At 60.4% G+C, this 22,598-nt stretch carries 19 protein-coding genes; 15 read left to right on the top strand and 4 right to left on the bottom strand.

The window, feature by feature from the left end:
* Positions 1 to 82: 82 nt before the first annotated feature.
* The 13 genes from TBU01S_RS15785 to TBU01S_RS15725 all read left to right on the top strand — a co-directional run bounded on the left by TBU01S_RS15785 (position 83) and on the right by TBU01S_RS15725 (position 18,504).
* Positions 83 to 1,003 carry a LysR family transcriptional regulator gene (locus TBU01S_RS15785; protein ID WP_083953656.1) on the top strand — a complete coding sequence of 307 codons (921 nt, stop codon included), beginning with the start codon at positions 83 to 85 and terminating at the stop codon, positions 1,001 to 1,003.
* Positions 1,003 to 2,373 carry a DNA repair protein RadA gene (gene radA / locus TBU01S_RS15780; protein WP_068637839.1) on the top strand — a complete coding sequence of 457 codons (1,371 nt, stop codon included), beginning with the start codon at positions 1,003 to 1,005 and terminating at the stop codon, positions 2,371 to 2,373. Before TBU01S_RS15785 ends, radA begins: the two co-directional genes overlap by 1 nt.
* A 444-nt stretch (positions 2,374 to 2,817) precedes the next feature.
* Positions 2,818 to 3,888 carry a polysaccharide biosynthesis/export family protein gene (locus TBU01S_RS15775; protein WP_245650939.1) on the top strand — a complete coding sequence of 357 codons (1,071 nt, stop codon included), beginning with the start codon at positions 2,818 to 2,820 and terminating at the stop codon, positions 3,886 to 3,888.
* Between the two features lie 118 nt (positions 3,889 to 4,006).
* Positions 4,007 to 6,202 (top strand): polysaccharide biosynthesis tyrosine autokinase, encoded by a 2,196-nt coding sequence (locus TBU01S_RS15770; RefSeq protein ID WP_068637837.1) that lies wholly within the window; start codon positions 4,007 to 4,009, stop codon positions 6,200 to 6,202.
* Between the two features lie 134 nt (positions 6,203 to 6,336).
* Entirely contained in the window at positions 6,337 to 7,905 is a 1,569-nt protein-coding gene (locus TBU01S_RS15765) for an MraY family glycosyltransferase (RefSeq protein WP_083953654.1), read from the top strand.
* Between the two features lie 43 nt (positions 7,906 to 7,948).
* On the top strand, positions 7,949 to 9,232 hold the full coding sequence (gene tviB / locus TBU01S_RS15760) for a Vi polysaccharide biosynthesis UDP-N-acetylglucosamine C-6 dehydrogenase TviB (protein WP_068637835.1): 1,284 nt from the start codon (positions 7,949 to 7,951) through the stop codon (positions 9,230 to 9,232).
* A gap of 184 nt (positions 9,233 to 9,416) precedes the next feature.
* Positions 9,417 to 10,688 carry an oligosaccharide flippase family protein gene (locus TBU01S_RS15755; RefSeq protein ID WP_068637833.1) on the top strand — a complete coding sequence of 424 codons (1,272 nt, stop codon included), beginning with the start codon at positions 9,417 to 9,419 and terminating at the stop codon, positions 10,686 to 10,688.
* Positions 10,685 to 11,803, top strand: a complete 1,119-nt coding sequence (locus TBU01S_RS15750; protein WP_068637831.1) for an ATP-grasp domain-containing protein — start codon at positions 10,685 to 10,687, stop codon at positions 11,801 to 11,803. Before TBU01S_RS15755 ends, TBU01S_RS15750 begins: the two co-directional genes overlap by 4 nt.
* 13 nt (positions 11,804 to 11,816) lie before the next feature.
* Complete coding sequence (locus TBU01S_RS15745; RefSeq protein ID WP_068637829.1) at positions 11,817 to 12,971, top strand: glycosyltransferase; 1,155 nt, start codon at positions 11,817 to 11,819, stop codon at positions 12,969 to 12,971.
* A gap of 53 nt (positions 12,972 to 13,024) precedes the next feature.
* Complete coding sequence (locus TBU01S_RS15740) at positions 13,025 to 14,407, top strand: hypothetical protein (RefSeq protein WP_068637827.1); 1,383 nt, start codon at positions 13,025 to 13,027, stop codon at positions 14,405 to 14,407.
* Positions 14,408 to 14,469: 62 nt separating this feature from the next.
* Positions 14,470 to 15,444, top strand: coding sequence for a hypothetical protein (locus TBU01S_RS15735; protein ID WP_157659165.1), 975 nt, complete (start codon positions 14,470 to 14,472; stop codon positions 15,442 to 15,444).
* A 256-nt stretch (positions 15,445 to 15,700) separates the two neighbouring features.
* The gene (locus tag TBU01S_RS15730; RefSeq protein ID WP_217999639.1) at positions 15,701 to 17,203 is read left to right on the top strand and encodes a heparinase II/III family protein; all 1,503 of its coding nucleotides are present in this window, start codon (positions 15,701 to 15,703) and stop codon (positions 17,201 to 17,203) included.
* A gap of 44 nt (positions 17,204 to 17,247) precedes the next feature.
* Positions 17,248 to 18,504: a glycosyltransferase family 4 protein gene (locus TBU01S_RS15725; RefSeq protein WP_068637821.1), complete on the top strand. Its 1,257-nt coding sequence runs from the start codon at positions 17,248 to 17,250 to the stop codon at positions 18,502 to 18,504.
* 6 nt (positions 18,505 to 18,510) lie between these two features.
* On the opposite strand, the gene TBU01S_RS15720 is transcribed toward TBU01S_RS15725, so the two are convergent.
* The 3 genes from TBU01S_RS15720 to TBU01S_RS15710 form a co-directional block, all read right to left on the bottom strand.
* Entirely contained in the window at positions 18,511 to 19,233 is a 723-nt protein-coding gene (locus tag TBU01S_RS15720; protein ID WP_068637819.1) for an SIMPL domain-containing protein, read from the bottom strand.
* A gap of 36 nt (positions 19,234 to 19,269) precedes the next feature.
* The gene (locus TBU01S_RS15715) at positions 19,270 to 19,707 is read right to left on the bottom strand and encodes a low molecular weight protein-tyrosine-phosphatase (protein ID WP_068637866.1); all 438 of its coding nucleotides are present in this window, start codon (positions 19,705 to 19,707) and stop codon (positions 19,270 to 19,272) included.
* A gap of 70 nt (positions 19,708 to 19,777) precedes the next feature.
* On the bottom strand, positions 19,778 to 20,542 hold the full coding sequence (locus TBU01S_RS15710; protein WP_068637817.1) for a PEP-CTERM sorting domain-containing protein: 765 nt from the start codon (positions 20,540 to 20,542) through the stop codon (positions 19,778 to 19,780).
* Between the two features lie 204 nt (positions 20,543 to 20,746).
* Here TBU01S_RS15710 and def point away from each other — a divergent pair, with 204 nt between their 5' ends.
* Positions 20,747 to 21,274, top strand: a complete 528-nt coding sequence (def, locus tag TBU01S_RS15705) for a peptide deformylase (protein WP_068637815.1) — start codon at positions 20,747 to 20,749, stop codon at positions 21,272 to 21,274.
* 84 nt (positions 21,275 to 21,358) lie between these two features.
* Positions 21,359 to 22,348, top strand: coding sequence for a diaminopimelate dehydrogenase (locus tag TBU01S_RS15700; protein ID WP_068637813.1), 990 nt, complete (start codon positions 21,359 to 21,361; stop codon positions 22,346 to 22,348).
* A gap of 62 nt (positions 22,349 to 22,410) precedes the next feature.
* On the opposite strand, the gene TBU01S_RS23970 is transcribed toward TBU01S_RS15700, so the two are convergent.
* Positions 22,411 to 22,575 carry a hypothetical protein gene (locus tag TBU01S_RS23970; RefSeq protein WP_157659164.1) on the bottom strand — a complete coding sequence of 55 codons (165 nt, stop codon included), beginning with the start codon at positions 22,573 to 22,575 and terminating at the stop codon, positions 22,411 to 22,413.
* Between the last annotated feature and the right edge of the window lie 23 nt (positions 22,576 to 22,598).

The following is a 22,598-nucleotide window of genomic DNA, read 5'->3' as shown; positions in this document are numbered from 1 at the left end:
CCTCACCGAGTGCTCCGGACATCTGTCCAATGTGGAGCGGTTTGTGATCTAATCCACTTAATAAATCATACTTATCTACACCATGGCAGACCGCAGACTTCAGGTATTCCATGCCGTGGCCAAGCACGGCTCCTTCACCCGTGCCGCCGAGCATCTCTACATGACTCAGCCGGCCGTCACTTTCCAGATCAAGCAGCTCGAAGAGCACTTCGACACGCGCTTGCTCGACCGCGGCCACGGCAAGATCACGCTGACGCCCGCTGGTGAACTCGTGCTGGCCTACGCCGAGCGTATCCTCGGGCTGTCGGCTGAGCTCGATTCGCGCGTATCCGAGTTGACCGATGAACTGGCGGGGCAGATCAAGATCGGCACCAGCACGACGATCGCGGCCTACTGGCTGCCGGTCGTGCTCGAGGGTTTCAAGCGCAAATACCCTCGGGTACTGCCTCGTGTGGTGGTCGGGAATTCCAAACTGACCGAGGACAGCGTCGCCGCGCGCGACCTCGACATCGGCTTGATCGAGATCGTCACCGAACAGAGTAGCGTCGAGCGCCGCAGCGCCGCCCGCGATGAGCTCATGGTCATCTGCAGCCCCGACCATCCGCTGGCGAAATTCGACAAGCTGACGGCCAAGGATCTCATCGGCCACCCCTTCATCGACCGTGATCCGGGCAACGGCATCCGCCAGATCGCCGATGAATTCTTCGAGGCCGCAGGCATCGCCGGAAGCGAAATCAACCTTTGCGCCGAACTCGGCAGCCTGGCGACGATCAAGCAGCTCGCGGCTGCCGGCCTGGGCTTCGCGATCGCATCGGATCGTGCCATCCGGCGCGACGTTGCCGAAGGGCGGCTGGCCGCGGTGCGCCTCGAGCCCCGCATCTACACCCCGCTCGAAGTCATTCTGCCGCGCGACAAGTTCCGCTCGCGCCTGATCACGGCATTTGCCGACTACGTCTGTGAGGAGTTCGTCCGGATGGCCGGCGACACGGACGCCGAGGGCTGATGGCAAAAGCAAGGACTGCTTTCGTCTGCAGCGAATGCGGCGGGCAGGTGGCCCGCTGGCAAGGGCAATGCCCGCAGTGCCAGGCCTGGAATACCCTGGTGGAGACCGCGATCACCGCCGCTCCGGCAACGGGCGGGCGGTTCGCCGCGCTGGCGGGCGAAACCAGCCGTCTCAGGCCCTTGTCGACGCTGCAGCCGCGCGAGGAGCCGCGCCAGCCGACCGGGCTCGACGAGTTCGACCGCGTGCTGGGTGGCGGCCTGGTCGCGGGCGGCGTCGTGCTGATCGGCGGCGACCCGGGCATCGGCAAGTCGACCCTGCTGCTGCAGGCGCTGTCGCATCTGTCCGGCGCCCACAAGGTCGTGTATGTCAGCGGCGAGGAGTCGGGCGAGCAGGTGGCCTTGCGCGCCCACCGCCTGCAGCTGCCGCCATCCGAGCTGCAGATGCTGGCCGAGATCAATCTCGAGCGCATCCTGCAGACGCTGCGCGACGCCCGGCCACGCGTGGCCGTCATAGATTCGATCCAGACCGTGTATTCCGAAACCCTGCAGTCCGCACCGGGGTCGGTGGCGCAGGTGCGCGAGTGCGCGGCGCAGTTGACGCGCTTCGCCAAGCAGAGCGGCACCAGCCTGATCCTGGTCGGCCACGTCACCAAGGACGGCACGCTGGCCGGCCCGCGCGTGCTCGAGCACATCGTCGATACCGTGCTGTATTTCGAAGGCGACACCCATTCCAGCTTCCGGCTGATCCGGGCTTTCAAGAACCGCTTCGGCGCGGTCAATGAGCTCGGTGTGTTCGCCATGACCGAGCGGGGCCTGAGAGGCGTCTCCAATCCTTCCGCGATCTTCCTGTCGCAGCATGCCCAGCAGGTGGCGGGAAGCTGCGTGCTGATCACCCAGGAGGGCACGCGCCCGCTGCTGGTCGAGATCCAGGCCCTGGTCGATTCGGCGCAAAGCCCCAATCCCCGGCGCCTGTCGGTGGGCCTGGAGCCGACCCGGCTGGCGATGCTGCTGGCCGTCATGCATCGCCATGCGGGCGTCGTGTGCTACGACCAGGACGTGTTCGTCAATGCCGTCGGCGGCGTCAAGATCACCGAGCCAGCAGCCGATCTCGCCATCCTGTTCGCCATCGTCTCGTCATTGCGCGACCGCCCGCTGCGGCAAGGGCTGGCGGTTTTCGGCGAAGTGGGGCTCGCGGGCGAAATCCGTCCGGCGCCCCGCGGTCAGGAGCGGCTCAGGGAAGCGGCGAAGCTCGGCTTCGATACCGCCATCATCCCCAGGGCCAATGCGCCGCGCCAGGCGATCGAAGGCCTGAACGTGATCGCCGTCGATCGTGTTGAAGAGGCGCTCGAGCGGATGCGCGAGCAGGCTTGAGCACGCCTGTCGCGTCCCTGCGGCAATCCTTTTTCGCAGTCCGGTTCGAAAACCGCCGTTTACATGCTGAAGCAATAATAAAAGCATGAATGCTTAGCATCCATGTATTATTGTGCACCGCAAGGCGCTGATAAATAGAATTAGCTGCCTATTTCCATATTTTTTTGACATTCCTGTTTTTTATTGCGAGCTGGGTATTTTTGGTGTTTTTCGCTGTTTTGATGAACATCAAGGATGTCGGCCGGCAATCATGGCGGTTTTGGATAGGGCTGCTTAATGAAAGGCAAATGGCTTTCGTCATCATTTTTCGGGTTGTCGCCCACCATGATCAGCAGCGGAGAATGGTTCGTACGGACGGGGTTGATTGCAGGCCTGGCGGGAGCGCTGTCGGCATGCACGGTGATCCCCGGTACTTCCGCCTGGGATATGCGGACGACTTCTTCGGTGCCTCTGCCGATCGTCGATGACGAAGCCCGCCAATCCGAGCCCGTTCCGGACAACGTCACCATCACCCCGATCACGGCCGATCTGATCATCGCTCAAGTCCGCAATGGCGAGCCCGGATTCCGGGCAACGCAATCCGGCGGCCGCACTGCGGTGCGGCCAGCGACGGTGCCCGACTTCGGCCTCGCCCATCAGGACTACCAGCTTGGCCCTGGCGACATCATCAACGTCATCGTCTGGGACCATCCCGAGATCACCATTCCTGCGGGCTCCTATCGTTCTGCCGAGCAGTCCGGCACCCTGGTCGCCGACGACGGGACCATCTTCTTCCCCTATGCCGGCACGCTCGACGTAGCGGGCAAGACACCTCGACAGGTGCGCGAGATCCTGTCCCAGCGCCTGTCCAAGGTCATCGAGAACGTTCAGCTCGACGTTCGCGTCGTGTCCTTCCGCAGCAAGCGCGTCTATGTCGTCGGTGAAGTCAGGGAGCCGGGCCTGCAGCCGATCAACGACATCAGGATGACCCTGGTCGAGGCGATCAATCGCGCCGGCGGCATCACGACCGAGGCAGACCACGGCAACGTGCTGCTCACGCGCGGCGGCCAGACGTGGCGCGTCGATCTGCAGGCCTTGTACGAAGACGGCGACGTGTCGCAGAACGTCGAGCTGCAGCCCGGCGACATCGTCAACGTGCCCGATCGCCAGCTCAACAAGATCTTCGTGCTGGGCGAGGTCAGGGAGCCCGGCTCGTTCGTCATGAACAAGCGGCGCACCACGCTGGCCGAAGCGCTCAGCGAAGCAGGCTTCGTCAACCAGATCACATCCGATCCGAGCTGGATCTACGTGATGCGAAGTGACAATGGCACGTCGGAGCTCTTCCACCTCAACGCAGGTTCGCCCGACGCACTCTTGCTGGCCGAAGGCTTCCCGCTGCGCCCCCGTGACATCGTCTACGTGGATGTGGCCGCCGTCGCGCGCTGGAATCGTGTCGTGAGCAACATCCTGCCCACATCGCAGATGCTCAACCTCCTCGGCGAAACACGCTATCCGCTCTTCAATGGCCGCCAGTAACGTGGGCGCCATCCAGTACGCATACGATTGCGCTTGATCGAACCCTCTTCAGGAAGCTCCGCCCTTGGCTCGACAAACTCCGCACGCTGTTCCCTTCGACGAGACTCGACACAAGCACATGCCCAGCCAGCACGGCAAGGGGGACGATTTCATCAATGTGGGTGAAATCATCGCCACCTTGTTCGAATGGAAGTGGCTCATCCTGAGCATCACCGCTTTTGCAGTCTCCGTGGGCGTGTTCGTCGCACTGGTGTCCACTCCCATCTATCGTGCCGACGCCATGCTGCAGGTGGAGGACAAGGGTACGGCCAAGGGCGGAATTGCCGCCCTGCGCGACGTCGAGGCCGTGCTGGGCGACTCCACCTCGGTGGCCGCAGAACTCGAGATCCTGCGCTCGCGCATGATCCTCGGCCGTGTCGTCGAACGCCTCAACCTCACCATTGTCGCCGAGCCAAGGTATTTTCCGATCGTCGGCCGCGCCCTGGCTCGTCGCCACGCCAATGCCGATGCTCCGGCTGAGCCGCTCCTCGGCCTGTCCGGTCATGCCTGGGGAGGCGAACGCATCACGGTGCAAAGCCTCGAGGTGGCGCCGGATCTCGTCGGCATGCCGCTGACCCTCGTCGTGGATGAGGGCGAGCAGTTCCGGCTTCTCGATGAAGACGGCATCCTGCTTGCACAAGGCGCCGTGGGCATCCCGGTCAATGGCGAGCGCGTCAGCTTGTTCGTGGCCGAGCTCGTCGCACGTCCCGGCACCCGTTTCGACGTATCCCGGCGCAGCCAGGCCGAGGCGATCGCCTCGCTGCGTGGTGTCCTGGAGGTACGGGAGCGCGCCCGCCAGTCGAACGTGATCGAAGCCACTTTCTCCGACACCGATCGGGCCCGGGCATCGGCCATCCTGAACGAGGTACTGAATGCCTATGTACGGCAGAACGTGGAATACCGCTCCGCGGAAGCGGAGTCCACGCTGGCTTTCCTCGAGGCCCAGTTGCCGGAACTCAAGAACGAGCTGGATACGGCGGAAGCTGCCTACAACAACTACCGTCAGAACCGCGGCTCCATCGACCTGACGATGGAAACGCAAGCGATGCTCAGTTCCATCGTCAAAGTGGACAACGACATCGTCGTGCTGCAGCAGAAACGCGATGAGCTTCGCCAGCGCTTCACCGCCGAGCACCCGCAGGTCCAGTCGGTGGACTCGCAGATCGCCCGTCTGCGGGCATTGCGCAGCACCCTGGACAAGGACGTTTCCCGCCTGCCGGATACGCAGCAGACCGCGCTGCGGCTGCATCGCGACGTCGAGGTCTCCACCGCGCTCTACACCAACCTGCTCAATAGCGCGCAGCAACTGCGCGTCGCCCGGGCGGGCACGGTAGGTGACGTGCGCATCATCGACAGCGCGGTTACCGCGCATCAGGCCATCGCCCCACGCAAGGCGCTCATCGTGCTGCTGTCGGGAGTGCTCGGTGCCCTGATCGGCCTGGGCTCGGTCTGGGCGATTCGCGCCCTGCGGGTGGTCGTCGAAGACCCCGAGACCATCGAGCGGGAACTCTCGCTACCCGTGTATGCCACCGTGCCGGAGAGCAAGGCCGAGGAAGAGATCGATCGCCGCATCAAGCGCGGCAGGAATGCTGGAGAACTGCTGGCCGTGGCGCATCCGGACGACGGCGCGGTGGAAAGCCTGCGCAGCCTGCGCACCACGCTGCATTTCGCGCTGCTGGGGGCAGATCGTGGTTCAGTGCTGATCACCGGTCCGGCGCCAGACGTCGGCAAGAGTTTCATTTCCAAGAATCTCGGCGCCGTGCTGGCCCAGAGTGGCAAGCGCGTCATCATCGTCGATGCCGACTTGCGCAAAGGGCACATCCACAAGGAATTCGCGCTGCCGCGCAATGGCGGGATTTCCGAGTTCATTACCAGCGGCCTGTCACTCGAATCGATCGTGCGCCCGACCATCGTCGAGGGCCTGTCCATCGTCACGACCGGCCAGATCCCGCCCAATCCCTCGGAGTTGTTGATGCATGAGCGTTTCGCGGCGCTGCTGCACGGCCTGGAGACGCAATGCGATGTGCTGATCGTCGATGCGCCTCCCGTGCTTGCCGTGTCCGATGCCGTGATCGTTGGCCGCCTGACGGGCGCCACGCTTCTGGTCGCACGGGCAGGCCGCCATCCGATCGGCGAGCTGGACCAAGCCGTCAAGCGCCTGGAGCAGGGTGGCGTGAGCGTCAAGGGATTCGTTTTCAATGGCCTGGACCTGCAGCGACAGCGGCACCGTTTCGGTTACCAGGGTTATCAATACCAATACAAATATTCCGCCTGACGACCAGGCAGGCACCACGCACGGGCGCCCCCCCAATCATCTACAGGCGCCCGCCTGACGACACTTCAGCTTCTCGAGCGCGCACCCCGGCGTCGCCTCGCCGGGTGTGTTCGACTTCAAAAAAGGAGGCTCTCATGATGCATGGGCTCATCGTTCTACCGCTGGCGATCCTGGTTTCCGCCATCGTCATACGCGCCATGATCGCGCTGGCTCCGCGCGCGGGCTTGATCGACCATCCCGGGGAGCACAAGCAGCATGAGCACGTCACGCCCTTCATCGGCGGCTTCGGAATAATGGCCGCATTGCTGCTCGCGGTCGTGATGTTGATCAGCCTTTATCCCGCCCGGAATACCGCGTGGATCTCGCTGCTGATATGCGGCGGCACGATGTTCCTGGTGGGGCTGGTGGACGATCGCTGGAAGCTCGGCTTCAGGATCCGGCTCGTCGTTCAAGCCGTGCTGGCCTTGCTCATGGTATACGGCGGCGGGATTTTACTGACCGGACTGGGCAACGTGGTATTCACCGGCGACATCGCGCTTGGCCTTCTGGCCGTGCCGTTCACCGTCTTCGCCACCATCGGCGGCATCAATGCGCTCAACATGGTCGATGGCATCGATGGACTGGTCGGCACCATCGCCGGCATCACGCTGCTGCTGATCGCGCTGATGACGGGCTTTGGCGGAGACGGCCCGATGCACTTGCTGTCGATGGCCCTGCTGGGCGGAGTAGGGGGGTTTCTGTGGTTCAACATGCGCCATGGACGGCAGCACCGCGCACGTACCTTCATGGGCGACAACGGCAGCATGACGCTGGGACTGCTGATCGTATGGCTGCTTATCGGCCTGACCCAGGGAGAAGGCGCGCTGATCAGCCCCGTTGCCGCTTTGTGGCTGTTCGCCATTCCGCTCATCGACACGCTCAGCGTCATGGTACGCCGAGTGCTGATGGGGCAGTCTCCGTTCACACCCGATCGCCACCATTTGCACCACCTGCTTCAACGTGCGGGCTTTCGCGTGGAGGACGTGGTGACGTCCATAGGTTTGCTGCACCTCGTGCTGGGAGGAGCCGGCGTCACCGGCTTGCTCTGGGGCGTGCCCGAAAGCGTGATGTTCATGGCCTTTCTGTGCCTGTTTGCCGCTTACGTCATGGTCACCGCGCGCCCATGGCGTTTCGTGCCTGCATTGCGCGGCATTCACCGTTATCTGCATCTTACGCCTGCCGCCAATTGCGGCGTGTTCTTCGGCAACTGCGCACTCGAGCGTGTCGAGCAGATCAACGAACTGGTCGCTCCTCAGCTCCGCGACAACACGGCTTTCCGGACCCGCCTGTATCAGCGCATGGAGGCCGACGGCAGTCCCGGGATGCGGTATGCCGTGGTGGAGATCATGCTTGACGATGAAACTGCGCCCCTGACCCACCAAATCGAATATCTGCGTTTGATACGAAAAGCGCTGCATCCATACAACGGGGTCTATATTCGCAGCTATGTCCATCGAGACCCTTTCAATGATCGCCGGATCAATCCGGATGAGCCCGCAGTCGAGATGCGAGTCCGCAACCGCCGGCAGCGCAAACGCGAGTTGCTGGAGGAGTCCTTCACTTACGTCGATCATGGCCGAATCCTGGACCAGGACGTCAAGCACACGAATACGGAAGGTGAGGAGGCCGTCGGCGCCCCTGACACCCTGATTGCAAAACACTGATTTTCTCAACACTTCTTCTCATTCACGCGGAGTGTCATCCACCATGACTGCCCATTCCCTCGATCAGATCAAGCTTGCCGTCATCGGCCTGGGCTACGTCGGCCTGCCGCTGGCGGTGGAGTTCGCCAGGCAGCGCGACGTGCTCGGCTTCGACATCAACCGGACGCGCATCGACGCGCTCGAGGCCGGCCACGACGCCACGCTCGAAGTCTCGGACGAAGAGCTGCGCGAAGCCACCGGCCTGCGCTACAGCGCCGATGCGCAGGACCTGGCCGCCTGCAACGTCTTCATCGTCACCGTGCCGACGCCGATCGACGAGCACAAGCAGCCAGACCTGACGCCGCTGATCAAGGCCAGCGAGACCATCGGCAAGGTGCTCAAGCAGGGCGACATCGTCATCTACGAATCCACCGTCTATCCCGGCGCCACCGAGGAAGACTGCGTGCCGGTGCTGGAGCAGCACTCCGGGCTGCGCTTCAACGTCGACTTCTACGCCGGCTACAGCCCCGAGCGCATCAATCCGGGCGACAAGGAGCACCGCGTCTCCACCATCCGCAAGGTCACGTCCGGCTCCACGCCCGAGGTGGCCGACCTGGTCGATGCGCTGTATCGCCAGATCATCCTCGCCGGCACCCACAAGGCCGAGAGCATCAAGGTGGCCGAGGCGGCCAAGGTCATCGAGAACACCCAGCGCGACGTCAACATCGCGCTGATCAACGAACTCGCCATCATCTTCAACCGCATGGGCATCGACACCGAAGCAGTGCTGAAGGCGGCCGGCAGCAAGTGGAACTTCCTGCCGTTCCGTCCGGGCCTGGTCGGCGGGCACTGCATCGGCGTGGATCCGTACTACCTCACCCACAAGGCGCAGGCGATCGGCTACCACCCCGAGATCATCCTGGCCGGCCGTCGGCTCAACGACGGCATGGGCGCCTACGTGGTGTCGCAGCTGGTCAAGGCCATGCTCAAGCGGCGCATCCAGGTCGAAGGCGCGAAGATCCTGATCATGGGCCTGAGCTTCAAGGAAAACTGCCCGGACCTGCGCAACACCCGCGTGGTGGACATCGTCAAGGAACTGGGAGAGTACGGCATGGCGGCCGAGGTGTACGACCCCTGGGTCGATCCGGCCGAGGCAGAGCACGAGTACGGCATCACGCCGATCCAGATCCCGGCGCCGGGCACCTACGACGCCATCGTCGTGGCCGTGGCCCACGACCAGTTCAAGGTGCTCAGCGATCAGGGCATCCGCGCGCTGGGCAAGCGCGAGCACGTGCTCTACGACCTGAAGTATGTACTGCCGCGCGATGCGGCGGACTTGAGGCTGTAGTCTCCAGTAACTGACAGCAAACCCGAGCAGCACGAGGACCGTGCTGCTCGGGGCCATGCTGGCACCGAATGCTTCAGGTCGTGCATGGAGAAAACCGCGGGTCTGATCGGCGACGTACCGCCATGCAACACGCTTGCAGGGTCGAGCCAAACAGCGAGATGGCATCTGGAAAAGAACGCTCAAAGTGAAACCGAAAGTCGTCAAATCGGTCGCCACCATGGCGGGAGGCACTGCCCTCGCTCAGGCGATCACCATCCTCTTCACGCCGATCATTACAAGGCTTTTTCCGCCGGAAGCTTATGGCGCGCTCGGCACCTTCTCTTCGCTGATCACGATTCTCGTTCCACTTGTGGCCTTGTCCTACCCCATGGCGATCGTGCTGTCCCGCGACGACAGCGAGGCTGTCTCACTGACCCAGCTATCCGGCCTGATCGCGCTCCTCTTTGCCGCAGTCACGCTTTTTCTGGCGCTGATGTTCGAGGGCGAACTGCTCGATTACATGGGAATGGAGAACTTCACCGGGCTGCCGTATCTCTTTGCCTTTGCCGTACTGTTCTCGGGTTTGGCGCAAGTGTTCAGAAGCTGGCTTTTACGCGAAAAGGATTTCTCCTCGCTGGCGCGGATGGAAGTGATCAACTCGCTCTTCAACAATGTCTCGAAATCCGCCCTCGGCTTCTTCTTCCCGCTTGCCGCGGCACTGATCGGGATATACGCATTCGGCCAGGCCGTGCAGACCTTGCTCTACACGCTCGGCCTCAAGGCAAGGCGCGGCCTGGCTGCCCTGGGCACGTTCGACGCGCTCGCCAATGCTCCGGTCGTCGCACGGAAATTCAGTGATTTCGCGCTTTATCGCGCCCCCCAGGGATTCATCAACGCCATCTCGCAAAGCCTGCCGATTCTGGTTCTAGGCTTTGCGTTCGATCAGGCGGTGGTGGGTTATTATGCGCTGGCGAAGAGCATATTGAGCGCTCCGCTGACGCTGGTCGGAAAATCGGTTTCCGACGTCTTCTATCCACGCCTGGCGGAAGCCGTGGCCGAGAGGGAAGACGTCAGCCGCCTGCTCATCAGGTCGACCCTAATCCTCTTCGGTATCGCTGCACTGCCCTTCGGCGTGGTGTTCTTCTATGGCCCCGAGCTCTTCTCCTTCGTCTTCGGAACCCAATGGCACAACGCCGGCGTGTTCGCCGGCTGGATTTCCATCTGGCTTCTGTTCGGCTTCATCAACAGGCCATCGGTTTCTGCCATCGCCCCGCTGGGGATACAGAAATTTCTGCTCGGCTATGAAGTGCTGAGTATCGTTGCGAAGGCCCTGGCATTGGCTTTCGGGATCCTCGTTCTCAAGGATGAAACGATATCCGTGGCTCTTTTTTCCTGCGCCGGAGCGATCGTCAACCTGTATCTGGTGCTTCACGTCATCCGGAAGGCCCGGTCCATCAATGAGGCGAATCAGTCGTGATCAGGCAAGAAGATCAGTACCCGGAAAATACTTGCGCCGTGGCCGGGAATCCAGGCGCGCACGGGGCACCGGCCTCACGCAAGCTATACATCGTCGAACGGAAAGGCTCGTTTTCAGACGAGTGGATCGAATACTGCTCCAAAGCTGGAGTGGATTTCGAGACCGTGAACCCTTATCGGAGTGACCTCGTTTCGAAGATCCGCGATGGTGCGGCTTTTCTATGGCATTGGCGCCATGATTCCTACAAGGACCAGCTCTTTGCCCGTCAGCTGTTTTCGGCGCTGGCAAGCACCTCGATTCGGACGTATCCGGATATCCAGACCTGCTGGCACTTCGATGACAAGGTCGCACAGAAATACGTTTTCGAGGTGGCGGGCCTGCCTGCGGCAAAATCCCACGTGTTCTACGACCAGGCATCGGCGGACGCCTGGCTGCAAACCTGCTCCTATCCGGTCGTTTTCAAGCTGCGTGGTGGAGCGGGTGCCCTGAATGTACGGCTGGCGAGGACAAGGGCCGAGGCGCGAAAACTCGTCAGGAAAGCCTTTGGCACGGGTTTCCCGTACTTTGAAAGGTGGGAGATCTTCAAGCAGAGCATCTGGCGCGCGAGGCGCGACAGGAGCCCACGTTCGATGGCTGCGGTGTTTTATCACCTGGGACGCTCCTTGCTGCCCTCCATTCGCGACGAATCCGACCTCCATCCGCGGGAAATTGGATACGCCTACTTCCAGGAATTCATTCCAGACAACAGATTCGACGACAGGCTGGTCGTCGTCGGCGATTTCTGCTTTGCAGTACGGCGCTTCTGCAGGACGGGAGATTTTCGCGCATCGGGTTCCGGTTTGAAGAGCTATGAGCCGGACGCGTTTCCCAAGGCTTCGATCGAACTCGCGTTCAGGCTTGCAGACACCTTGAAGATGCAGAGCGTTGCGATCGATCTTGTGTACACGGCCAATGGCGAACCCATGGTCGTCGAAATCAGCTTTGGCTGCGTGACGTCGGTCTATCCGGGGTATTTCGATCGAAGCGGAGCCTGGCACGATGGCGAGACGAGCATGCCCGTCAAGATTCTGGAAGGGCTGATCGCGTCCGTCGGCCTGCCGCCCAAGTCGATGTGATGAATCATTTTCCGTGGAACACACGAACATTGGCAGGCTCGAGGACTCGATGAAGATTCTATGTGTAATCGACTCGCTCGGCTCGGGAGGGGCACAGCGTCAGTTGGTCAACCTGGCATGCGGCCTGAAGGCCCGTGGGCATATCGTGGATGTGTTCATCTACTATCCCCACCAGGATTTTTTCCTGTCCGAGTTGGCAGAAGCGGGCGTGGCGGTGCATGCGCTCCCCAAGAAGGGAAAACTGGGCGTCAACGTGCTCGTTGGACTCGTGCGCCTGCTGCACGCAAGGGAATACGATGCGCTGATTTCGTTTCTCGATACGCCAAACGTGTACTCCGTCGTGGCGTCGATTTTCTCTCCGCGCTTGAAGCTCGTCGTATCGGAGCGGTCCAGCCATCACCACGACAAGAACAAATACCTTGCTTTGGGAAAGCGGCTTCTGTACGGGTTCACAGACAAGGTGGTGGCCAACAGCAAAAGCCAGGCCGAGTGGCTACGGCGGTATCCGTGGCTCCGCGGAAAAACCATGGCGATCTACAACGGATTCCCAATGGCAGACCAAGCTGCCAGCGGCGAAATTCCGCCCATGAGTTTCCTGGTTGTCGGTCGGATTGGCCCCGAAAAGAACGGCATTCGATTGGTCGAGGCGCTGGAGCTTTTTCGCCGGAAGCACGGCTACGTGCCCGATATTTCATGGGCAGGCAAGGAGGACATTCTTCCTGCTGGACAGCGCTACGTTTCCGCCCTCAGAGCGATCCTCGACAAGTATCCCGGAGTGAGGGCGCAATGGAACTGGCTTGGCGAGCGGCGGGACATCATGGATCTTCTGCGCGAGCATCGGGCGCTGATACATCCATCGTTGTATGAGGGCCTGCCGAACGTGGTCTGCGAGGCTTTCATTGCCGGACGCCCGGTGATTGCATCGGGCGTCTGCGATCATCCATCTCTTGTCGATGAGCCGGCGCGCGGATTCATCTTTGACCCGCTGGATCCGGTACAGATCTGCAAGGCCATCGAGCATGTCGTCTTCCTCCCGGAGCAGGAGTGGCGTGAAATGTCTGAAAATTCAATGAATTACGCTCGGAGTCAACTGGGGGTGGATAGAATGGTTGAGGAGTATGAGGCCTTGCTTGGTGGGGCTGGACGCTCCTTGCAGCCATTCTCTTGAAAAGAGAGCCGCATTCGAGCTTCTTTCATGATACATATTTCGCGAGAAACCTGGTGAACAGCTTCTTCGCCCTGTCCATTCTCCTTGGAGCGGGTTTTTTTCTCAATGTTCTTGCATATGGCACGATCGAGCCGTTCGTGGCATCGGCGCTGCTTTTTTTCCTGGGCTCGCTTTTCATTGTCCCGCTGAACGGCTCTAGGTCCCAGGAGTACTCCGCCTTCGGTCTGGTTTTTCTTGTCTGTTTCGCAGTGGCAGGCATTGCGGCAATCTACGCGAACTTTTTCTTCGATCAGGTTCAACTGCACGGCGATGCAGGCCGTTTCTTCGACTATGCGACAGGAAAAGGAAGCGGCCTGACGCTTGCGGAACTGAGAGAGGTTCATGAGGGCTCTCTGGCAATCGCGTTCTGGTCGGAGATCTACGATCTTTTTTCCTTTCTCGGATTTCAGAAAGAGCGCTACATCGGAGTTGCGGTAAATATCACCTCCGTTTCGATGACGGCAGCGATCGGGGTGCGAATAGTCAGATGCGTTTATGGCGACGACGTTCAAAAAATCAGACTTTTCAAGCTATTGGCGGCATGCTGCGGCTTGTTCTGGATGTTCGCAGCCATACATCTCCGTGATGCGGTCGTGCTGCTGCTCGTCACTTTCCTGGTGTTCTTATGGGTCAAGGCGCTCCGCACACCGCGTTTTGGCTTGAATCTCGTCCCTCTTGCCGTGGCCAATATTGCGGGCGCAACGATTCTGGGTTTTCTGAGAACCGAGTTTTCCTTCGTTCCTTTTGCGATGGCCTTGTGCGCCGTCACTGCGCTCCTGATCGGCAACGCCGGCGGTCGAGGGAAAGGCGGCCTCTACTTGATGGCCGTCCTTGCAGGTGCGTGTGTCATAGGACTGCTCGTTGCTTTTGGCGACCAGATCCTGGATCGGCTCGTCAAGGGGAACGAGGCGTATCTTGGCATGAGCGAAGGCCAGCATGGGTCGGGCTCACTCGGGATGGCACTGATCGTCAAGCAACCATTGCCGATCAGACTGGTCCTCGGCTCTCTCTATCTTCTCGTATTTCCGGTGCCGGTATGGTCGGGGTTCGAGGTGGCAAGCGCCATTCATGTCCTTCGATCTGTCAACGCAATCTACTTTTATTTCGTGACTCCGCTTCTGTGGCTTGCCTTGCTGGAGCTTGCAAGGGATCGCTCGAAAAGGACACCGGAAACTCTCTTTCTGGCCTTTCTGGGCGGAGGGATGATGTTCGCGATAGCGGCAACCAGCCTGGAGCCTAGGCATTTCGGCGCCTTTCTGGTGCCCTTGCTGGTTTTCGCTCTCCAGCCGGACATGTCGGACCATCTCATGCGGGCCAGGTACAAGAGAGTGACGGGCGTGGTTCTGGCGGCTGCGGCCGTTCTGCATCTGTTATGGGCCGGCGCCAAGTTTCTTTAGGACATGCTGCCAGAAGCAGAGAGTGAATGCTCAGGGCTTTTTCTTCAACTCCCGGATCCATCATGAAAGTCGTTGTCGTTGGTCGCTTTCCTCCACCTTACGGCGGAGTGAGCATTTTCGTTAAGCGAAAATACGAGTCGATGCGTTCAGCCGGTGCTGGATATGTCGACTTGAGGAGCCTGTGGTGGCCGGCGAAGCTGTTCTGGCTTGTCATCTCCTCGCGATGTGAATTCTATGTGAATACGGGGAATATCCATTTTCTCCTTGCGTGCTATCTGCTTGGCGCCCTCAGGCGCTCCTACGTTTACGATCACAATGCTTCCCGGCGAAACTGGGGCAGGGGCCGACTGGAAAGGCTTTACATTTTTCTGGTGAAGAATGCGTTGGGGATCAGGGTTGTTCACCAACACCTCAAGGCTGGATATGAGAGCAGGGGGTTGGGGCACAAGGTTGAAGTGGAGAGCCCTTTTTTGCCGCCGGTGGAGTCTGAACAGGCGGAGATACTGAAAAGCTACCCGGAAGAGGTCGTGGATTTTCTGGAAAGCACGCATGGCTTGAAGCTGGCGCTTTCCGCGTCCGTATATGTACGGGATGGTGCCGGGCGCGACGTTTATGGTATCGATGCGCTCATCGCGTCACTTGAATACCTCCAGGAGGAGGGATGCGAGCCGCGCTGCTTGCTCGCAATCGCGGAGTTCGACGAAAGCCTCTTGCCCCGTGATCTGGCTGTGCGCATGGATAGGCTGGCGTCGGCCGGAGTGCTTGTGAAAATGCTGGGGCAGTATCAGTTCTGGCCGGTATACAAGAGGGTGCATGCCTTTCTTCGCCTCACCTCGACCGATGGAGACAGCATCAGCATCAGGGAGGCCATTCATTTCGGCTGCCCTGTCCTTGCATCCGATGTCGTACCCCGCCCGGATGGCGTGAAGCTCTATGGATATGGCAATCAGGACGAATTGAACGCGCTGCTTCGCGGCTTGAAGAACGGCTCGGCGCAATCTGAATTGCCGATACGGATTTTGAACCAGAACACATGAGAGGCTGCCATGCAGACAGCGCTCCCTTGTCGGTGAACCGAGTCGAACGACGATGGATCTATTGAGCAAGGCGGGACTCTATTGGCGCACCTTGCGCCATTTGCGGCCGGTGCAGTTTTATGGCCGGATATGGTTCCGATATTCACGACCCAAGCCTGACCTGCGCCCGGCGCCTGCCCTTCGTGCCCATAGGGGCACGTGGCAGGCAAGCGCACGGCGACTGGCGAGCATGGATGGACCGCGGCAATTCGTTTTCTTGAACGAGCCGGGCGGACTGGACGAGATCGGCTGGGACGGACCTCAGCGTGAAAAATTGTGGCGCTACAACCAGCATTATTTTGATGATCTCAACGCGATCGGCGCCGAACAGCGATACGCCTGGCATGTCGCCCTGATCGAGGACTGGATCCGGCACAATCCGCCCGGGCAGGGTAACGGCTGGGAGCCATATCCGCTTTCGCTGCGCATTGTCAATTGGATCAAATGGGCGCTGGCCGGCGGGGAACTGCCGCCGGCGGCACGGCACAGCCTGGCTGTGCAGGCGCGCTGGCTGAGCAAGCGGCTGGAGATCCATCTGCTGGGCAACCATCTGTTTGCCAATGCCAAGGCCTTGCTGTTTGCCGGCCTGTTCTTCGAAGGCGAGGAAGCAGACGGCTGGAGAAGAACGGCGCTGAGAATTCTGGTGCGCGAGATATCCGAACAGATACTGCCCGATGGCGGCCACTTCGAACTCAGTACGATGTATCACGTGCTGGCCCTGGAGGATGTGCTCGATCTGGTCAATATCGCCACTTGTTACGAATCAGCCGCATCCGAGGACTGCGCGCTGGTCCGTGCCTGGCTAGTGCCGAAGGTTGCGGCGATGATGCATTGGCTGCGGACGATGTGTCATCCGGACGGCGAGATCTCGCTGTTCAATGATTCGGCGATCGGAATTGCCCCTTCGATTGCAGAGATGGAAGCGTACTTCGCGCGCTGCTTTCCGGCCGTGAGCGTGCCGGTACCGAAACCGATGGAAGTATTGGCAGCCAGTGGCTATGTACGCCTGGCATCGGACGCAGCGCTTGCCTTGCTGGATGTGGCACGGGTGGGGCCGGATTACCTGCCAGGGCATGCGCATGCCGACACGCTGGGCTTCGAGCTGTCCTTGTTCGGACAGCGCCTCCTGGTGAATGGCGGAACTTCGTGCTACGGCGCGAGTGCCGAACGCCTGCGCCAGCGCGGTACCGCAGCACACAACACGGTGATTGTGGATGGCATGGATTCGTCCGAGGTATGGGGCGGCTTTCGAGTCGCCGGGCGAGCATATCCGAGTGGACTGGCATGCAGGGAGGACGTTGCCTGCATGCAGGTCAGCTGCAGCCACGACGGCTATCGCCGGCTGAAAGGGCGTCCGCTGCACACGCGGAGCTGGTCCCTGCGGCCTGGTGAGCTGAGCGTCGCGGATGGTTTGACAGGCACCTATGCCGAGGCGGTGGCGCAGTATCGCTTCCATCCCGATGTGGCACTTTCGATCGAGGGCAATGGACGCCGGGGGAGGGCCGTGCTGCCAGGTGGTCAGCCAGTGGAATGGGTGATCGAGCACGGCATGGGGGAACTGGTGGAGTCCACGTGGCATCCCCACTTCGGCGTGTCGAGGCCATGCAGGCTGCTACGTGTGCAGATCGTGGACCGAAGGGCCCATGTACGCTTTTCGTGGTCTTCGGAAGATGCCGATTCCTACGCGACCAAGCATGCTGCTCATGCCGAAGCCTTGTAGTCGCCATTCATTAGATCCAGTACTCAATCATTGCTGCCATCCCTATGCACATTCTCTTTCTGACTGACAATTTCCCGCCCGAGGTGAACGCCCCGGCCAGCCGTACTTTCGAACATTGCCGCGAGTGGAGGAGCATGGGTCACGAGGTCACGGTGATCACTTGCGCGCCGAATTTTCCCAAGGGCAAGGTCTTCGATGGTTATCGAAACCACCTTTGGCAGACGGAGGAGGTCGAAGGCATCCGCGTGATTCGAGTATGGTCCTACATCACGGCAAACGAAGGTTTCGTGAAGCGCATCCTGGACTACCAGAGCTTCATGCTGTCGGCAGTGCTGGCCAGTCCCTTCGTGCGCAAGGTTGATATGGTAGTGGGCACGTCGCCACAATTCTTCACCGCATGCGCGGCGTATGTGGCGAGTCGGATGAAACGCGTGCCTTGGGTATTCGAACTGCGCGATCTCTGGCCGGAGTCGATCCGCGCAGTGGGGGCGATGAAGGAATCGAAAGTGCTGGATCTCGTCGAGAAGCTCGAGCTTTTTCTGTATCGCAAGGCGGATGCCGTGGTGACGGTGACCAACGCCTTTCGCGAGAACCTGATCAGGCGCGGGATCGATGGGCAAAAAATTGATGTCGTGACCAACGGCGTCGACATCAGCCGTTTCAAACCACGGCAGAAGGATGCCGAATTGCTCGCTCGACTGGGGCTGGAAGGAAAGTTTATCGCCGGCTACATCGGCACGCATGGAATGGCACATGCGCTGGATACGCTGCTGGAAGCCGCTGCCAAGCTGAAGGCCTTGCCCGATGGTGACCGATATCGGCTGCTTCTGCTGGGCGATGGCGCTTGCAAGGCGGAGCTGGTGACGAAAGCGCGGTCGATGGGGCTGGACAACGTTGTATTCGTCGATTCGGTATCCAAGCAGGAAGTCGTGCGCTATTGGTCTCTGCTCGATGTGTCGATCATCCACCTGCGCAGGACGGAGCTCTTCACGACAGTGATCCCATCGAAATTGTTCGAATGCATGGGCATGGGCATTCCGGTATTGCACGGTGTCGCGGGCGAATCGGCCGATATCGTGCAACAGGAAGGCGCAGGCATCGTTTTCGAACCGGAAAACGCAGATGCGCTCTGCGACGGTGTGGTGAGGATGTTCGAGGATCGGATGGCGTACGAGCGATACCGCAGCAAGGGACTGGAAGGGGCCCGAAAATATGACAGAAAGGAGTTGGCGCAGCAGATGCTGGCGATGCTGGAGGCCGTGGTGGATGATGCTCGGGGCAAGAAGCCGCTTGCGCGGTGAAAGGCGCTACTCCAGCCCGAATTCGAACGTACTGACAACGCGCAGGCGCTTGCCGATGGTGCGCGAGCTGTCCATGTCGCTGCCATCATCGTCCAGGATGCGGATGGCGCCCTGATTTGCGCTCTTCAATGGCCCGAGACGAGCGCCGGCATCGGCCGCGAACTTGCTCGCCTGCTCACGTGCGCTGCGTGTCGCTTCTTCCAGCAACAGGGGCTTGATGTCATTGAAGCCGCGCAATTGATAGCGCGGCCATTCCCCCTGGCCATCTCCGCCGAGTTGGATACCGGCGGCAATCAAGGGGTCGACCTTGTTCGAGGCTGCTGCGACAGCATCGACCCGAGCAGACTTCACCGTGACTTGCCCCTGGCCGTTGAAACGCAGGGCGACACGCTCCGGGCCATACTCGCGTGCAAGAAGGTCCTGCACTTGCAGCGGACGTATCTCGATCTCGGCATCCTCGAACCCCTGGCCGTGCAGGAAGGACACGATCTGCTCGCGGTCCGTGGTCAACGCTCGTTGAACGGTGCTGAACTCATCCGCCGCACGGCGGAAGCTCAAGGTCCATACGGCGAAATCACTTTTTACATCACGCTCGGCAAGGCCTTTGACGGTGATGCTGCGATCGGCCATTCTGAAGCGTTCGATCCCTTTTCCTACCTGAAAGCCTGCAAATGCAACACTGCCGGCGAGCAGCAGGGCAGGGAGCAGACCGATTCGTGTTTCAGACATGAGATGGCTCCGGGCTGATTGGAGAAGAGGGCGGCATCAAATCCTGGCGATCCATTGCTCAACCGCCTCGGAGATGATGTCATGAGCCAGTTGGTGGGCTTCCTGAGGCTTGCGGTAGGGATCAGGCACTTCAGCCTTGCTCCAGTGGCCGAGCAGAAAGGTCTTGCCGCGTGTGGTTGGATCGAGGTCGTTCGTGTAGTCGAGATGATGCTTTTCCATGCCGAGGATGAGATCGGCCCAGCGCGTCAACTCGAGGTTGAGCTGTTGTGCCCGATGACCATCGAGATCGATCTGATGCCGGCCGGCCACCTGCAGGGTGGTCTGATCGGCACCGTGATTGACGAGAGCGCCAATGCCGGCAGAACGAACGAGGACCTTCTTGCCCTTCGCCTGAGCTCGGTCGCGGAGAAGGGCTTCGGCCAATGGACTGCGGCAGATGTTGCCCGTGCAAAGGATGAGTATCTTTTCGAACATGGCGCTAGCGTAAAAAACCGACACCCCCTGTCGAGGGCGCCGGTTTCGAGATGTTGCCGAAACGCCTGGATCAGACGCTTTGCTTACGGCGCCGGATTACAGCGAGGCCGGCCATACTCAGGCCCAGCAGGGCGAGAGAAGCAGGTTCGGGAACCTCGGTGGGGGCCGGCGTTGCGACGATTGCCAGATTGTCGATGCGGAAGCTGCCGCCGATGACGGGAACATCACCGATGAAATCCAGCAGGAGTTGGCCCGCGCCGGGCCAGTCGGTAGCAGTTTCAGTGACATCCAGCACGACCCCGGTGTCAGTGATGGTGCCTTCGGCACTGAAAGTGCCGGCCCCCGACGGATCGACGAACGAAGTCCCCAGCAGGGCGTTCAGGAAGCCGAGAATACCCATGGTCGTGGCACCATCGTAGCTGCCGCCGAAATTGACGCCGATGGGCGTGGTGACGGCTCCGGTGCCGAAGGCGAAGGGGTAGCTGCCCTCGGCCAGGCCGCTGAAATTGACGTCACCGGTGAACAGCGAGGTGAAACTGCTTGTCGTAAACGTACGGCTTCCGAGGACCGGAACGGTGAGCTCGACCGAAGCGCTTCCACCCAAGGTGCCGGGGCCGGCGCTGATTTCATAGCCGCCGCTCGGACCGACGTTGACCACGCCGCTGCCTGAAAGGCCCGTGAGATTGATCGTGTAGGTATTCGGTGTGCCATCGTTGAATCCAGAGACGGTGAAACCACCGCTGAGGCTATCGACCTGACTGACATAAGCAGCCGATGCTCCGGCACTGAAGGTGGCAAGAGCCGCAGTGGCAGCGATGAAGGCGGTTTTCTTCATGAGTGATTCCTGTCTGTACGTCACGGCTGGCGTATGGCCAGAGTGCGGGGGTTAACGTCGTCGCAACGTGAAGGTCGCAGGCCATTCTAAAGCAATATTCACACCTACTTGATCAAATAGTTGTAATCAATAATGTTTCCATGATCTTTTCAAAAGCATTGCAATCAGAGTGTAAAATATCCCGACAAACATCTGGTGAAGACAATGGTTGCTCGTACGCTCCTCCGCATGGGAGATCCGCGTCTCCTCGAACCGGCCAAACCCATCACGGCGTTCGGAACGCCGGAACTCGACGAATTGATCACCGACATGTTCGACACGATGAGCGCAAATGGTGGTGTTGGTCTGGCAGCACCGCAGATCGGCGTCGGCCTGCAGTTGGTGATCTTCGGCTTCGAGCAGAATGAACGCTATCCCGACGCCCCCGCAGTACCGCGCACGATCCTGCTGAATCCAGTCATCACGCCACTGGACGACGTGATGGAGGAGGGGTGGGAAGGCTGCCTGTCGGTCCCCGGGCTGCGTGGGGTGGTGGCACGCCACCAACGCATCCGCTATCAAGGGTTCGATCCGCAAGGGAATCCCATCGATCGCATGGTCGAGGGTTTTCACGCTCGTGTGGCGCAGCATGAATGCGATCATCTCGCCGGAGTACTGTACCCGATGCGGGTGAACGACTTCACCCGTTTCGGCTTCACTGATGTACTGTTCCCAGATATGGAAAGGCGCTGAGAGCAGAGCCGAACACGACGCGTGCTCTTATGGACAGGGCGCTGAGCGAACATTCATTCTCTTGAAGTTGGAGTCGATTTCCTGATGGACAACACACAAATTCGCATCGGTATCGCTGGCTACGGAAATCTGGGGCGCGGCGTCGAAGCCGCCATCGCTAGGAACCCGGACATGACGCTGGTCGGCGTATTTACCCGCCGTTCGCCGGAGTCGGTGAAGCCTCTGTCCGCCCGGACCTCGGTGCAGCCCATCACCGCACTGTCCGACTGTCGTGACACGATCGACGTATTGATTCTATGTGGCGGCTCCAAGGACGACTTGCCTCGCCAGGGGCCGGAGATGGCGGCAAGGTTCAACATCGTCGACAGCTTCGACACACATGCGCGGATCCCGGAGTACTTCGATTCTGTCGATGCGCCAGCACGCGCAAACGGCAAAACAGCGTTGATTTCCATTGGCTGGGATCCAGGCATGTTTTCCATCAATCGTCTGTATGGCGAAGCCTTGTTGCCCGATGGCGCAACTTACACGTTCTGGGGCAAGGGACTCAGCCAGGGGCATTCCGATGCCATTCGCCGCGTGCCCGGTGTGAAAGCGGGGGTGCAGTACACGTTGCCGTCACGGGATGCGATCGAGCAAGTGCGCAGTGGCTTGCGTCCCGAACTGACGACCCGTCAGAAGCACACGCGTGAATGTTACGTCGTTCTGAACGAAGGCGCCGATGCAGCCGAAGTCGAGCGGACCATCGTCACCATGCCCAACTATTTTGCCGATTACGACACCACGGTCCATTTCATCAGCGAAGAAACCTTGCTCCGCGAACACAGCCGCATGCCGCATGGCGGCTTCGTCATTCGCAGCGGCAACACCACCGAGGCACACGCCCAAGTGATCGAGTATTCGCTCCAACTCGAAAGCAATCCCGAGTTCACCGCCAGCGTTCTGGTGGCCTATGCACGGGCAGCCTATCGCCTGAACGTACAGGGCCAGTTCGGCGCCAAGACCGCCTTCGATGTGGCACCCGGACTGCTGTCGATCAAGACGCCGGCCCAGTTGCGCAAAGAGCTGCTTTGACGGTCCATTTGCTGTTCTCGAGGTGGCGCGCGGGGGCGATCGGCCCGCGGCCACCACAGCGCTCAGTTGTGTACAGCGGAATCCGGCGCTGACGACCCTGCGGCTCCGGATACTTGAACGGGCTGGATGCGTATATGCGTTGGCGCCTTGCCGGTGAACAGCAACAACGACACGATACCGAGGAAGGCGATCAACGCAATAAGCGTGACCAGAACACTGGTTTTCATGAAGAGCATGGTAGTCAGATAAG

The sequence above is a fragment of the Thauera butanivorans NBRC 103042 genome (assembly GCF_001591165.1).
Taxonomy (GTDB): Bacteria; Pseudomonadota; Gammaproteobacteria; order Burkholderiales; family Rhodocyclaceae; genus Thauera; species Thauera butanivorans.
Note: the sequence above shows the minus strand (reverse complement) of the source record. Positions and strands in the feature narration are given on the sequence as shown.

What these genes read in the sequence shown, in the direction of transcription:
- TBU01S_RS15715 (WP_068637866.1), bottom strand. Translation starts at nt 19,707, where the DNA reads ATGTTCGAAAAGATACTCATCCTTTGCACGGGCAACATCTGCCGCAGT.
- TBU01S_RS15785 (WP_083953656.1), top strand. Translation starts at nt 83, where the DNA reads ATGGCAGACCGCAGACTTCAGGTATTCCATGCCGTGGCCAAGCACGGC.
- def (WP_068637815.1), top strand. Translation starts at nt 20,747, where the DNA reads ATGGTTGCTCGTACGCTCCTCCGCATGGGAGATCCGCGTCTCCTCGAA.
- TBU01S_RS15700 (WP_068637813.1), top strand. Translation starts at nt 21,359, where the DNA reads ATGGACAACACACAAATTCGCATCGGTATCGCTGGCTACGGAAATCTG.
- TBU01S_RS15720 (WP_068637819.1), bottom strand. Translation starts at nt 19,233, where the DNA reads ATGTCTGAAACACGAATCGGTCTGCTCCCTGCCCTGCTGCTCGCCGGC.
- tviB (WP_068637835.1), top strand. Translation starts at nt 7,949, where the DNA reads ATGACTGCCCATTCCCTCGATCAGATCAAGCTTGCCGTCATCGGCCTG.
- TBU01S_RS15710 (WP_068637817.1), bottom strand. Translation starts at nt 20,542, where the DNA reads ATGAAGAAAACCGCCTTCATCGCTGCCACTGCGGCTCTTGCCACCTTC.
- TBU01S_RS23970 (WP_157659164.1), bottom strand. Translation starts at nt 22,575, where the DNA reads ATGAAAACCAGTGTTCTGGTCACGCTTATTGCGTTGATCGCCTTCCTC.
- radA (WP_068637839.1), top strand. Translation starts at nt 1,003, where the DNA reads ATGGCAAAAGCAAGGACTGCTTTCGTCTGCAGCGAATGCGGCGGGCAG.
- TBU01S_RS15770 (WP_068637837.1), top strand. Translation starts at nt 4,007, where the DNA reads ATGCCCAGCCAGCACGGCAAGGGGGACGATTTCATCAATGTGGGTGAA.
- TBU01S_RS15725 (WP_068637821.1), top strand. Translation starts at nt 17,248, where the DNA reads ATGCACATTCTCTTTCTGACTGACAATTTCCCGCCCGAGGTGAACGCC.
- TBU01S_RS15765 (WP_083953654.1), top strand. Translation starts at nt 6,337, where the DNA reads ATGATGCATGGGCTCATCGTTCTACCGCTGGCGATCCTGGTTTCCGCC.
- TBU01S_RS15735 (WP_157659165.1), top strand. Translation starts at nt 14,470, where the DNA reads ATGAAAGTCGTTGTCGTTGGTCGCTTTCCTCCACCTTACGGCGGAGTG.